Source organism: Chryseobacterium sp. C3 (assembly GCF_014218905.1).
Taxonomy (GTDB): domain Bacteria; phylum Bacteroidota; class Bacteroidia; order Flavobacteriales; family Weeksellaceae; genus Chryseobacterium; species Chryseobacterium mucoviscidosis.
Window position 1 is genome coordinate 94,506 of the sequence record NZ_JACLCU010000003.1, and the last position, 13,509, is coordinate 108,014.

At 35.8% G+C, this 13,509-nt stretch carries 13 protein-coding genes; 6 read left to right on the plus strand and 7 right to left on the minus strand.

Features of this window, described 5'->3' with window-relative positions; genetic code table 11:
- Positions 1 to 111: 111 nt before the first annotated feature.
- From acs to nhaA, 5 genes are all read left to right on the plus strand, one after another.
- Positions 112 to 2,037, plus strand: coding sequence for an acetate--CoA ligase (acs, locus tag H6W53_RS07640; protein ID WP_317169744.1), 1,926 nt, complete (start codon positions 112 to 114; stop codon positions 2,035 to 2,037).
- A gap of 343 nt (positions 2,038 to 2,380) precedes the next feature.
- Complete coding sequence (locus H6W53_RS07645; protein ID WP_185205767.1) at positions 2,381 to 3,355, plus strand: XAC2610-related protein; 975 nt, start codon at positions 2,381 to 2,383, stop codon at positions 3,353 to 3,355.
- A gap of 148 nt (positions 3,356 to 3,503) precedes the next feature.
- Positions 3,504 to 3,869, plus strand: coding sequence for a hypothetical protein (locus H6W53_RS07650; protein ID WP_185205769.1), 366 nt, complete (start codon positions 3,504 to 3,506; stop codon positions 3,867 to 3,869).
- A gap of 112 nt (positions 3,870 to 3,981) precedes the next feature.
- Entirely contained in the window at positions 3,982 to 6,192 is a 2,211-nt protein-coding gene (locus H6W53_RS07655) for a RelA/SpoT family protein (protein WP_076393574.1), read from the plus strand.
- A 2-nt stretch (positions 6,193 to 6,194) separates the two neighbouring features.
- Complete coding sequence (gene nhaA / locus H6W53_RS07660) at positions 6,195 to 7,376, plus strand: Na+/H+ antiporter NhaA (RefSeq protein WP_185205771.1); 1,182 nt, start codon at positions 6,195 to 6,197, stop codon at positions 7,374 to 7,376.
- Here nhaA and H6W53_RS07665 read toward each other — a convergent pair.
- Entirely contained in the window at positions 7,373 to 8,392 is a 1,020-nt protein-coding gene (locus tag H6W53_RS07665; RefSeq protein WP_185205774.1) for a YihY/virulence factor BrkB family protein, read from the minus strand. The two genes, nhaA and H6W53_RS07665, sit on opposite strands and share 4 nt — an antisense overlap.
- A gap of 397 nt (positions 8,393 to 8,789) precedes the next feature.
- Here H6W53_RS07665 and H6W53_RS07670 point away from each other — a divergent pair, with 397 nt between their 5' ends.
- Positions 8,790 to 9,263, plus strand: a complete 474-nt coding sequence (locus H6W53_RS07670; RefSeq protein ID WP_108411135.1) for a 23S rRNA (pseudouridine(1915)-N(3))-methyltransferase RlmH — start codon at positions 8,790 to 8,792, stop codon at positions 9,261 to 9,263.
- A 24-nt stretch (positions 9,264 to 9,287) separates the two neighbouring features.
- Here the strand turns inward: H6W53_RS07670 and H6W53_RS07675 are convergent, their stop codons facing one another.
- The 6 genes from H6W53_RS07675 to H6W53_RS07700 all read right to left on the minus strand — a co-directional run bounded on the left by H6W53_RS07675 (position 9,288) and on the right by H6W53_RS07700 (position 13,255).
- Positions 9,288 to 9,743, minus strand: coding sequence for a tRNA (cytidine(34)-2'-O)-methyltransferase (locus H6W53_RS07675; RefSeq protein ID WP_185205776.1), 456 nt, complete (start codon positions 9,741 to 9,743; stop codon positions 9,288 to 9,290).
- Positions 9,744 to 9,785: 42 nt separating this feature from the next.
- Positions 9,786 to 10,097 carry a hypothetical protein gene (locus tag H6W53_RS07680; protein ID WP_139326157.1) on the minus strand — a complete coding sequence of 104 codons (312 nt, stop codon included), beginning with the start codon at positions 10,095 to 10,097 and terminating at the stop codon, positions 9,786 to 9,788.
- A gap of 13 nt (positions 10,098 to 10,110) precedes the next feature.
- Positions 10,111 to 10,926: a tetratricopeptide repeat protein gene (locus H6W53_RS07685; protein ID WP_185205778.1), complete on the minus strand. Its 816-nt coding sequence runs from the start codon at positions 10,924 to 10,926 to the stop codon at positions 10,111 to 10,113.
- A complete protein-coding gene (locus H6W53_RS07690; protein WP_185205780.1) occupies positions 10,923 to 11,489 on the minus strand; it encodes a phosphatase PAP2 family protein in 567 nt (188 codons plus the stop codon). Before H6W53_RS07690 ends, H6W53_RS07685 begins: the two co-directional genes overlap by 4 nt.
- 1 nt (position 11,490) lies before the next feature.
- Positions 11,491 to 11,835 carry a twin-arginine translocase TatA/TatE family subunit gene (locus tag H6W53_RS07695; RefSeq protein ID WP_185205783.1) on the minus strand — a complete coding sequence of 115 codons (345 nt, stop codon included), beginning with the start codon at positions 11,833 to 11,835 and terminating at the stop codon, positions 11,491 to 11,493.
- Between the two features lie 187 nt (positions 11,836 to 12,022).
- The gene (locus tag H6W53_RS07700; RefSeq protein WP_185205785.1) at positions 12,023 to 13,255 is read right to left on the minus strand and encodes a TCR/Tet family MFS transporter; all 1,233 of its coding nucleotides are present in this window, start codon (positions 13,253 to 13,255) and stop codon (positions 12,023 to 12,025) included.
- Positions 13,256 to 13,509 lie beyond the last annotated feature (254 nt).

A 13,509-nucleotide genomic window follows, 5' to 3' on the forward strand; every position in this document is an offset into this window, starting at 1 on the left:
GATTTATAATAATCAACTTTAAATAAAGGTTTAGTTCATCTTTTGTGACTTTTGCGGTTAAATAAAAGTTTAAACAGACTTTAAAAAGAGACTAAAAATTTAAATAATAAAATTTCAAAAAAGAAGGATATGAGAAACTATCAGATAGAAAACCTACCGCAATATTTTGAAGAGTATAAAAAATCGATCAAAAATCCTAAAAAATTCTGGGATAAAATTGCAGATGAAAATTTCGTGTGGTATCAGAGATGGAGCAAGGTCGTGAAATACGATATGAATGAAGCCAAAATTTCGTGGTTTAAAAATGCAAAATTAAATATTACCAAAAACTGCATCGACAGACATTTAGCAGTAAGAGGCGATAAAACGGCAATCATCTGGGAACCGAACGATCCAAAAGAAGAAGCACAGCATATTTCTTACAACGAACTCTACAAAAGAGTCAACAAAACTGCCAATGTTCTTCGTGAAATGGGCATCGAAAAGGGCGACAGAGTCTGCATTTATCTTCCGATGATTCCGGAGCTTGCTATCACGATGTTGGCTTGTGCAAAACTGGGAGCTGTTCATTCCGTTATTTTCGCAGGATTTTCCGCTTCAGCGGTTTCTTCAAGAGTAAATGACTGTGGTGCAAAAATGGTCATCACCTCAGACGGAAGCTACAGAGGAAACAAAGTTTTAGATCTGAAAAGCATTGTAGACGAAGCTCTGGAAAAAACACCGAGCGTAGAAAAAGTTTTGGTGGTAAAAAGAACCAACAATGAAGTGAAAATGAAGGAGCACAGAGATTTCTGGATGGAAGATCTTTACGAAAACGCTTCTACGGATTTCGTTACCGTAATTATGGATGCAGAAGATCCGCTGTTCATTCTGTACACTTCCGGTTCTACGGGAAAACCTAAAGGAATGCTTCATACCTGCGCCGGATATATGGTGTACACCGCGTATACTTTTAAAAATGTATTCAATTATAAAGAAAATGACATTTATTGGTGTACTGCAGATATTGGCTGGATTACAGGACATTCCTACATCCTTTACGGTCCGCTTTTAAACGGTGCAACCACTGTTATTTTCGAAGGGGTTCCTACTTATCCTGAACCGGACAGATTCTGGGAAGTGATTGAAAAACATAAAATTACACAGTTTTACACAGCTCCGACTGCGATCCGTTCTCTGGCTAAAGAAAGTTCAGAATGGGTAGACAAACACGATTTAAGCTCGTTAAAAGTGATCGGTTCTGTTGGAGAGCCCATTAACGATGAAGCTTGGCATTGGTTCAACGATCATGTGGGCAACAAGAAATGTCCGATTGTTGATACTTGGTGGCAGACAGAAACCGGAGGAATTATGATCTCGCCGCTCCCTTTCGTTACCCCTACAAAACCAACGTACGCTACTCTTCCACTGCCTGGAATTCAGCCTGTTCTGATGGACGATAAACGAAACGAAATTACCGGAAATCAGGTGACGGGAAATCTCTGCATCCGTTTTCCATGGCCGGGAATTGCAAGAACGATCTGGGGAGACCATCAAAGATACAAAGAAACCTATTTTACTGCTTTTCCGGGGAAATATTTCACGGGAGACGGTGCTTTAAGAGATGAAGTCGGCTATTACAGAATTACTGGTCGTGTAGATGATGTGATTATTGTTTCCGGACACAATTTAGGAACAGCCCCAATTGAAGACAGCATCAATGAACATCCTGCTGTTGCGGAATCTGCAATCGTAGGTTATCCTCACGACATCAAAGGAAATGCGCTGTACGGTTTCGTGATCCTGAAAGAATCCGGTGAAAGCAGAGACAAGGACAATCTGAAAAAAGAAATTAATCAGTTGATTTCAGACCAAATAGGTCCGATTGCAAAGCTTGATAAGATTCAGTTTGTTTCAGGACTTCCAAAAACGCGTTCCGGAAAGATTATGCGTAGAATCCTGAGAAAAATTGCAGAAGGAGATTTCAGCAACTTCGGAGACATCACTACCCTTTTGAATCCTGAAATTGTTGAAGAAATCAAGAACGAAAGAATTTAATATTTTCACTGAAACCTATATATAACCTCGCAGAAATGTGAGGTTTTTTTGTTATTTTTAACCTGAGTTCGGGATAAGTCTTCTTAAACGCAAGGTTAAACAAAGAAATTCAATTATCAGGAATTCAGCTTTTAAGATATACAAAGGCGTAAAACTTATCAAAGTAATACCATTTTCGTCTTTTTTAAATAAACGAAGTGCCTTTGTTTAGCTTACAAACTTTCAATAAGTAAAAAAAATCTTTTGTTTTTCTTTGCGATAAAACAATACAACACTATAAATCAATTATTTAAAATTATTTCTTATCCCGAACTGAGGTTATTTTTAAATTCAATTTATCAGCATGAAAAAGCTTATTCTTCTGACATTTTCAACTGTTTTTCTGAACGCTCAAAACTATAAAATATCAGATTTTTCTAAAGATTATTATGCTACAGTTACTAAAAACTCAAGAGACAAAACATCACAGATCCTCAAAGTTTTTAGTCTGAAAAATAAAAAACCGCTTATCACGCAAACGGTAAATTTAAGCGAGTATGATTTTAAAAATACCCAATCCAATATTGCAGAAATTCCATATGGTCATCAAAGTATTATTATCTATGATGATTTTAATTTTGACGGTAAAAAAGATATCGCAATAAAATATGGTAATGAAAGCTGCTACGGCGGTCCGTCGTTCGTGGTTTATCTTTATGAAAATAACACATTTGTTGAAAATGCAGATTTTTCAGATTTAGCCCAAAACTATTGTGGCTTTTTTGATGTTGATAAAGCTAAAAAGCAGATTCATGTCATGACTAAGTCTGGCTGCTGTTGGCATCAATATTCTGATTTCATTATAAAAAATGGCTCACCTTTTCTTCTGAAACAATCTGAAGAACAGCTCGATGCTTCCGGTCTTTATTTTGAAACAGAAGTTAAAGAATGGAAAAACAGATACATCAATTATAAATACAAAACCATTGATATTTATATTGTTAGTAAATACATTCTTCTCTCCTACACGCTGGAAAACAACAAAAAAATGTACCTTATTAAAACAGAAAGTAACCAACTGTATTATTTTTTCACCAAAAAAAACGGAGATATTGAACTTCTTTACCGTGATATCTTTTTCTATTCAAAAAAAGAAAATTCGCTTTCTTTCAAAAGTGGCAATGTGCGTTATACGATTTTTAATAATAAGATCGAAGTTAACATGAATAATGCAAAAACCATAATCAATGCAAAAACAGAAACGAGGAGAAATAATATCTCAAATGTTTACAATTCTTTTAAAAATGAAAATATAGAAAATCTGGAAATTATTAATTAGTAAAAATCAAACATTTGTTCAATAGAAGATTTCAAAGAAAAGGCAAAACTTTATAGATTTTATATTAATAAAACCATTTAATTGTTATTTTCTTAAAATACATGAATTATTTTCACTAAATTTATATTCAACTTAAAAACTATTGCTTATGTCAAATATATTAGCTGGATTATTTGGACATCACAGCGATTATAAAAAAATAGAAGCAGACCTTGAAAACTCAGGTTTCACAGATTCAGAATATATTGTCTATCTTCATGATGATGAGCTACATTCCCAATATCTGGTAAGTGTAGCCGTAAAAGACCACCATCAGACGGATAATGCTTCCTCTATTTTCAGCCGGAATAATGTGCTAAAAACCTATCTTTTTGAAAATGTAGAAATTGAGCAGGCAAATTATATGAACATCAAAAGGTTTATCGATGCCAGAAATAAAGCGGAAATCCACGACAGTCCGGATATAAGAATAAAAACCTCTACTGCCGGAATGGATTCTGAAGTAAAATTTTAACCATTCAAGATAAAAATTAATAACCGAAATCCGCAGAGCGTTCTGCGGATCTTTTAATGCTGAAAACTGCAAAAAATTTCGTATTTTCGTGTAAATATAGGCTTTTACACAAATGAGTTACGACTTAGAACAGGAAAACAAGGAGATCCTTGCAAGATATAAGGATCTGATTTCGAATACATACAGAACTTTAGATGAGGAAAATAACAAGCTCATCCGTAAGGCATTCGATATAGCGCTTGATGCGCACAAAGATCAGCGAAGAAAATCTGGTGAACCCTACATTTACCATCCTATTGCTGTTGCCAAAATCGTAGCAACGGAAATCGGTTTGGGAGCCACTTCCATTGCGTGTGCCTTGCTGCATGATGTAATTGAAGATTCTGACTACACTTATGAAGATCTGAAGAAAATTTTTGGTGAAAAAATAGCCAATATCGTGAACGGACTCACGAAAATCTCCATCATGAATCATCAGAATATTTCGGTGCAGTCTGAGAATTACAGAAAGCTTCTGTTGACGCTGTCTGAAGATTTCAGGGTGATTCTTATTAAGATTGCAGACCGTCTTCACAATATGCGTACTCTGGAAAGCATGGCTCCGGACAAGCAGAAGAAAATTGCTTCCGAAACCGTTTATATTTACGCTCCGATGGCGCATCGTCTCGGATTATACAACATCAAATCTGAGCTTGAAGACCTTTCTTTAAAGTATAACAATCCGGATGTTTACAAAGAAATTACCGAGAAATTAGAACTTGCCAAAGAAAGCCGCGAAAGATATATTGAGGAATTTAAAAAAGAAGTCTCTGAGAAATTAAATGAAGAAGGATTAAATTTCAAAATTAAAGGACGTGCGAAAGCCATTTCTTCGATTTACAGGAAAATGCTGAAACAGGGTGTTTCCTTTGAAGAGGTTTTCGACAATTACGCCATCAGAATCATTTATAAATCGGATGCCAAAAACGAAAAATTCCTGGCTTGGAAAATTTACTCCATTGTAACGGATGTTTATCACAGTAATCCTTCCAGAATGCGGGATTGGATTACGCAGCCGCGTTCTACAGGATACGAAAGTTTACACTTAACCGTTCTAGGTCCTGATAAAAAATGGATTGAAGTACAGATCCGTTCCGAAAGAATGGACGAAATTGCTGAAAAAGGCGTTGCAGCGCATTACAAATACAAAGAAGGCTACAAACAAAGCTCCGAAGACCGGAATTTTGAAAACTGGGTAACCGAAATCCGCGAAGTTCTTGAACAGCAGCAGGATCTTTCCACTTCGGAATTACTCGATAATATTAAACTGAATTTGTATTCGAAAGAAGTTTTTGTGTTTACGCCAAAAGGTGAGATTAAAATTTTACCGACCAATGCAACCGCTCTGGATTTTGCCTTTTCCGTTCACTCCGATCTGGGAATGAAATGTTTAGGCGCGAAAATCAACGGCAAACTGGTTCCGATTTCGTATGTTTTGCAGAATGGCGATCAGATCGATATTTTATCCTCCCAAAATCAGAAACCAAAATCCGACTGGCTGGAATTTGTTGTTACTTCAAAGGCTAAATCCAAGATCAAGAGTTATTTAAACTCACAAAAAAATCAACTGGTTGAAGACGGAAAAGAAATTTTACAGCGAAAACTGCGTCATGCGAAAATTAATTTTAATGATGAGGAAATTAATAAGCTTCAAAAATTCTTTAATCTTAAAAGTTCACAGGAATTATTTTTAAAATTCCAAAGCAACGAGCTGGATGCAAGCAGTTTAAGAAAATATATTGAAAGTAAAAATGTATTCAACAACCTGCTTTCAAGATTCAGAAAATCGCCTGCGAAAAATACAACTTACGTAGAGCCGAAAGAGCAGAATCTCGACATGATTGTCTTTGGAAAAGATGAAGAAAAACTGAATTACAGCTATGCAAAATGCTGTACGGTAATTCCGGGAGACAAAATTTTCGGATTCATCACGATTTCGGATGGGATCAAAGTACACAGCGACAATTGTCCGAACGCGATCAACCTTCGCGCACAATATGATTACAGGGTAATTCCTGCGAAATGGGTGAATGCGGAAAGCTTCAAAAACAGAGTAAAAATAGAAATTGAAGGACTCGACAGAATGGGAATGATAAATGATATTACCACCGTCATCAGTGGTGCAATGGGAATGGATATGAAAAGTATGTCCATCGAATCCAACGACGGGATTTTTACAGGAACGATCATTCTTGAGGTAAAAAATAAAAGTCAGCTCGAGCAGACCTTCACCAAACTGAATGATATTAACGGCGTCTCCAGAGTGAGACGACTACAATCTTAGATATGAATTTAACGGTATATTTTAAAAAATTTTTCGAAAGCAGTCAGGCTTCAGGAATTATCCTGATTTTCTGTGTTTTAGTTTCTTTACTTATTGCCAATTCCTCTTTTGCGGAAAGCTTTCAGCACTTTTTGGACAGAGAAGCAGGAACAGAAATTTTTCATCTTAAATATCCCGTTAGTATCTGGATTAACGACGGTTTGATGGCGATTTTCTTCCTTTTGGTAGGATTGGAGATTAAAAGAGAAATGGTGGAAGGTGAACTTTCTTCATTTAAAAATGCTTCTCTGCCGATATTTGCGGCAATCGGCGGTATGCTTGTTCCGGCAATTATTTATAGTTTTTTTAATTTCGGAACTTCATACGGAAACGGTTGGGGAATTCCGATGGCAACAGATATTGCTTTTTCACTGGCAATTATTTCCATGCTGGGAAAAAGAATTCCGAATTCCATTAAAATTTTTCTTGCCGCTTTGGCGATTGTAGACGATCTGGGAGCTATTCTGGTTATTGCCATATTTTATACAGAACAGATTCACTGGATGTATTTATTTTTATCTTTAGGAATTACAGTGCTTTTATTTTTACTGAATTTCCTAAAAGTTACCCGAATTATCTTCTATCTGATTCCCGGATTATTTTTGTGGTATTTCCTTCATCATTCGGGAATTCATGCTACTATTGCAGGAGTTTTACTGGCATTTACCATTCCTACCAATGTTTCAACTGTTGAGATTTCTCCTTTGGAAAAACTGGAGCATCAGCTTCATTTCCCGGTAAGTTTCATCATTATGCCTGTTTTTGCTTTAACCAATACTAACATCACTTTCAATAACGAAATGATCGGAGGTCTTACAAGCACCTTAGGTTTGGGAATTATTATCGGATTAGTTGCCGGAAAATTAATCGGAATCAATATTTTTTCCTTAATAGCCATAAAACTGAAACTCAGCTCTCTTCCTCAAAACAGCACATTGATGCACATGATTGGCGTAGGATTGCTTGCCGGAATTGGTTTTACGATGTCTATTTTCATCGCACTGTTGTCCTTCAAGGATGAAATTCCGATTCAGGATGAGGCTAAATTTGCCATTTTAATTGCTTCTTTTATAGCAGCGGTTTCCGGTTTTTTAATTTTGAAAATAAGCTCTAAAAATGATATTATTGAAGACGAGGAAAATTAATTTTCTTCGTTTTTTTTATCGTTAAATTTCCACTTGTGATTTTCATCGCCTTCTAAATCCGGCTCAGAATTTTTTGCGTGATAGCCTTTTGCTTCTTTCTTCAGTTCATCGGAAAGCAGTTTTTCAATTCTCACTTTTCTCAGTGCCATGTTTAATTCGTTGCCAAAAAGCAGAAGATATACATTTACATTTACCCAGACCATCAGAAGAATCATACTTCCGATAGAACCGTAAAGAACGTTGTAACGGGCGATATTCTTCACATAAAGCGCGAATCCGTACGTGGTTAGCACAAACAGAACCGTGGTTAAAATAGCTCCCGGAACCGCCTGTCTGAATCTTGCAATTCTTACCGTTCCCAACCAGTAAAATAGAGTAAGCAGAATAAAATAAAAGATGGGAAACGATACAAATCCGATGATTTTTGAAAGGTTATCCACCAGCCATGAAATATCCTGAACCGGCGTAAAAAGTTTAAGAACAAACTCTGAATAATAAACTCCGAAAAGCGCTAAAAACACAATCGTAATAAACCCGATGGTGATGAAAAAAGACAGTATAAATTCTTTAACGTCCGACATTTTTTCATCCGTATTCTCGTTAAATCCGTTAATAAGCGAAAACGTTCCGTTCGTTGCAAAAACCAAAGCAAAAACAATGGTTAAATTACTGATTCCTTTCATGTTGGGAACAATACTCGTTTCTATATAATTTCGGACGTCACCTTCTATATTGGACGGGAATACATTGTGAAGCAACACTTCGAAAATATAGAACTGAAGCTTATCGTAGTGCGGCATATATGGCAAAACCGAAAGCAGGAACAGAATAAATGGAAAAAGACTGATGGTGAAACTCCAGGAAATAGCCGCAGCTTTTCTGCCGATTTTATCTTTAAAAATACCGCTGATGTAGATCTGAAACATCTGCCAAAGCGATATTCCCAGAAAAGGAATATGTATATCGTCAAAAAATTCTTGAATTTTCAAGATGAATTTAGGAAGTTTTATGCCCATACTTATTTTGCTTCATCATAAAGGTGCCATACAAAAATAATGATTTTTTTAAACTTGAAAATCTGATGCCAATTTTTTAGATAAGAGATTAATCACCTGAGTTCGGGATAAGTCTTCTTAAACGCAAGGTTAAACAAAGAAATTCAATTATCAGGAATTCAGCTTTTAAGATATACAAAGGCGTAAAACTTATCAAAGTAATACCATTTTCGTCTTTTTTAAATAAACGAAGTGCCTTTGTTTAGCTTACAAACTTTCAATAAGTAAAAAAAATCTTTTGTTTTTCTTTGCGATAAAACAATACAACACTATAAATCAATTATTTAAATTTATTTCTTATCCCGAACTGAGATTGTTTAATTATGAATATCTTTGCTGTCTAAATTTAAACTAAAAAATGCAGATTAATTTGCTTTGCATCGGCAAAACTGACGATAAGGAAATCTCTTCTTTAATCAATTATTATCTGAAACGTCTTCCCAAACACTGGAATTTTGAAATTATTGAAATTCCCGACGTAAAAAACGCAAGAAATCTTTCTCCAGATCTTCTTAAAAAAGAGGAAGCAAAGCTTTTTATGAACCATATCGACAGAACAGATTCTGTGATTATTCTTGATGAAAAAGGAAAACAGTTTACCAGCAGAGAATTTGCCCAAAAAATTGACAACTGGATGAATTCTTCCGTGAAAAAAATTCATATTCTGATTGGCGGAGCTTACGGTTTTTCAGAAGAGATCTACAGCAGAGCGAATGAAAAAATGTCGTTATCCAAAATGACTTTTACACACCAGATGATCCGATTATTCATTGTGGAACAACTGTATCGAGCAGATCAGATTTTACAGGGAAAACCTTATCATAATGATTAAATTTGATAAGGTTTTAAAATAATATTAAACTTTTAAGCCAATCTGTCTTTTTGCTTCACCCACCACAAAAGCAACGGAATTGGCAATATTAAAACTTCGAATCAATTTAGACATCGGAATGGTAAGATGATTTTCAAAACGATTAAGCACATCTTTACTTAAACCCACACTTTCTTTTCCGAAAACCAGCCAGTCTCCATCCTGAAATTCTGTTTCCAGATAGGATTTTTCGGCATGGGAACTCATCAGGAAAACACGCGACAAATCCGGAATATTCATTATCCATTCGTCCACATTCTGATATTCCGTTACATCAAGATGTATCCAGTAATCTAATCCTGAACGTTTCAGATTTTTATCATTAATGACAAATCCAAAAGGATGAATTAAGTGTAATTTACTTTCTGTTCCTACACACAATCTTCCTATATTTCCTGTGTTATTGGGTATTTCCGGTTCTACGAGAACGATGTTTAGCATTGAATGACTTAAATTATTTTGAAGTTTGAAAAGGATATAAACTTAACTTTTTGTGGTGATCATCACAATTTGTGTAATTCCTTTTTCTTTAAATTTTTTCCTGATCTTATCATCTTTAAGCACCATGACATACTTTATATCTTCAGCCGGAATTTTCTTTACAGTCTCAATATCTGTTTCTTTTTTATTGATGTAAAAGAGAGAATTTTCAGACTTCGCATCAGCTTTTTTCAAAGAAGCTTCCAAAAGTGAATTTTCCCTCGTCTTTACTTCAGTTTGCTGAGCATTTGCAACAATCATTACTCCAAAAGTAAAAACTGCCGTTATCAATAATTTGAAATTTGGTATTTTCATGTAGTATCGTAATTTATTTTTTAACCTCACATTTAGAATAATAATCCATCAGCAAAGGCTTTTCATATCCCATACTTACTGCTTTATCCAGACTTGCACATGCTTCTTTCGGTTTTCCGGTTTCAAATAAAATCAAAGCTTTATTTACATGAGCCTGAGCAAATTTCGGATCGATAGAAATTGCCTTATTAACGTCTGCAAGCGCTTCTTTGTTTTTTTTCAGCCTAAAATAAACGTCTCCTCTTCCACTGTACAGCAAAGATTCGGGTTTCTCAGAAATAAGCTGGTTGTAATCTTTTAAAGCACCTTCAAGATCTCCGCTGTTTTTTTTCAGATTCGCGAGTCCGGTTCTTGCATAAATATTATCGGGAGCAAACGTAAGAATCTGGTTAAGATCTTTCATGGCAAGATCTTTTTTGCCTAAACTTTCATAGACTTTAGAACGGGTAAGGTAAATATCTGCGTTTTCAGGCTCAATCTGAAGCCCTTTGTTAAGATAATCGATTGCTGCCTGTTTATTTCCTTTCTGCCCGTGAATGGAGCCTAAATTGGCATATACAGCAGCAGACATAGGATTGGCTTTTAAGGCAGATTCGTAAGATTTAAAAGCCAATGAAGTTTTGCCAAGTCTTCTCTGGGCAGTTCCTAAATTGTTGTAATATTCCGACTGTAATTTCTGGATTCTTTCACTTTGAGCCAATTTGGAATATTGTTCTTCCGCACATTTATAGTCTGCTTTCTGAAAGCAGTCTTCAGCTATTTTTTTGTCCTGTGCGTTAAGATTGAATGAAGCAAATACTGCTGCTAAAAGGAATAAAGATTTTTTCATGAAGCTATTTTTTGTTTGTTGATTACTTTTTTTGCGAGCGCACTGAAAACCACTCCCAATAAAGATCCAACAAACGCCCCCACCAAAATATCTATCGGGAAATGCACTCCTAAATAAATGCGGCTGTATGCAACCACTGCCGCCCATACAAATATAACATAAGGAAACCATTTAAGATTCTTTTTTAATAAAATACTTAAATAAGTTGCCAAAAAAAATGTATTGGAAGCATGAGCAGAGTAAAAACCGTACTGTCCGCCACATTTCACAATTCTCATGTGATGCTCCAATGTAGGATCGTGACACGGTCTGAGTCTCGCGACCCCATATTTGAAAATACCGGCAAGCTGATCTGAAACCGTCACGCCAATACCAACAAAGATCAATATAAAAACCAATGATCTTAGTTTATAGTTTTTAAATAAAAAGTAGCAGAAAATAATGTAAAGCGGAATCCAGATCCATGTACTGGAAATGAGCTGCCAAAACTGATCAAAAGATTGGTCTCCCAAGTTATTGAGAAACAAAAAGACTTTTTTATCTTCCTGAATGATCTCGTCCATCCTATCTGCTTACAGGACCTTCGTAGGTTTCGTCTTCAGAAGGTTTTGGTTTTGGAGGTTCATTGGATGCCTGAGCTGTCTGAGGTTCTGTTAAGATATCTTTCTGAATATCATTCATCGGATTGAAATCTTTTGCAGCATCTTTTACTTTCTCAATTTCACGCTTGATCTCAGAAACAGGGTTATCTGTCTCTTTCATGATCTCGGTTTTGATGTCTTCCACTGCGCCACGCATTTTTCTTACACCCGAACCCAAGTCGCGTGCAATCTGAGGAAGTTTATCCGGTCCGAATAATACTACGATTGCTATGGCAATCAGTGCCATTTCTCCAATGCTTAATTCCATATTGTAAAATTACGAAAGATATGCGAAATTGGATGTTAAATATTAACTTTTAATAAAATATTAAGCTGTATTAAAAACATTTCAGATTTTCAAAATTTCATAAAAAATTGATTAATAAATAATTACCACATAAAAACATAACTTTCTAATATTGTAACTATTTACTAATTATTTCTTTAAATGCAGTCTACACTTCTTCTTTTTTGATATTTTTTTTCCTGAAATTAATATAGGTAATAACTACGCTGATGGCCATTAAAATGAAAGCCAGGAAAAAAGGTGCTCCTGAAAATTTGAAGGGAGCTTCGTCGTGGGTGAAAAAGTAAAATAAGTTCGTCATCATCGGAGGACCGATAATGGAAGTGGCGCTCATTAAACTTGTTAACGAACCCTGTAATTCTCCCTGTTCGTTAGCGGGAACACTTTTAGTAATCACCGATTGTAATGCGGGTCCGCAAATTCCGCCTAAACAATAAGGAACCAAAAATGCAAACATCATCCAGCCCTGTGTAGCAAATGCAAAAAGAAGCATTCCGACTGCATACAAAGCAAGACCGTAATAAATGCTTTTCTCCTCTCCCAATTTGGGCGTTGTCCATCGGATCAAACCTCCCTGAACCAAACCTACGAGCAAACCGACCACTCCTAAGGAAATTCCGACCATTCTTTCGTTCCAGTTGAATTTATACATGGTGAAGAAGCTCCAGTTGCTTTGTACGGCGTGTCCTGCGATATAAATTAAGATCAAAGAAACTATTAAACCTGAGATTTCGGGATGTTTTCCTAAAAATTTAAAAGAACCGACAGGATTTGCTCTTTTCCAGTTGAATTCTCTTCTTTTATCTTTGTCTAAACTTTCGGGAAGGATAAAATATCCGTAAAGGAAATTCAGCAGACATAATCCTGCAGCCGCATAAAAAGGAACTCTGGAACCATATTCTCCCAAAAGACCACCTAAAACGGGACCAATGATGAATCCCAGTCCGAAAGCAGCTCCAATGAGTCCGAAGTTTTTTGCACGGTCTTCATCTGTAGAAATATCCGCAATATAAGCACTCGCCGTAGTTACACTTGCGCCTGTAATTCCGGCAATAACGCGGCCTAAAAACAGCCAGACAATGGAAGGAGCCAAAGCAAGGAAAATATAATCTATTGAAAAACCGAAAAGCGAGATCAGAATAATGGGTCTCCGTCCGAATTTATCACTGAGATTTCCAACAATCGGAGAGAAAATAAACTGTGTAAATGCATAGGCAAAACCAAGCCAGCCTCCATATTTTGCCGCTTCACTTATGTTACTATGAATAAGTTCTTCAATAAGTTTGGGAACCACCGGAATGATAATTCCCCACCCCGTAATATCAATCAGTAAGGTTATAAAAATGAAACCGATTGCGGCTTTTTTTCTCGAATTTTCCATACGTATACAAAATTATAAAAATATTGATTTCAAATGGTATTAATTATTTGTTGATTGATATTTGTTATTGTAACTGAATATTTGATGTTTTTGTTTAAAAGCAATTTTTCCGACTGCAACCCTAGTCCTGATTGCAGCATTTGTTTGAGCTCATTTTTTAGTTTTGGATTTCGGGCGCGGCTTCGCCGCGCCCGAAATCCAAAACTAAAAAATAGCGAGTGCGGAAAGCAGGAAATAACTCCTGATTAAATAAA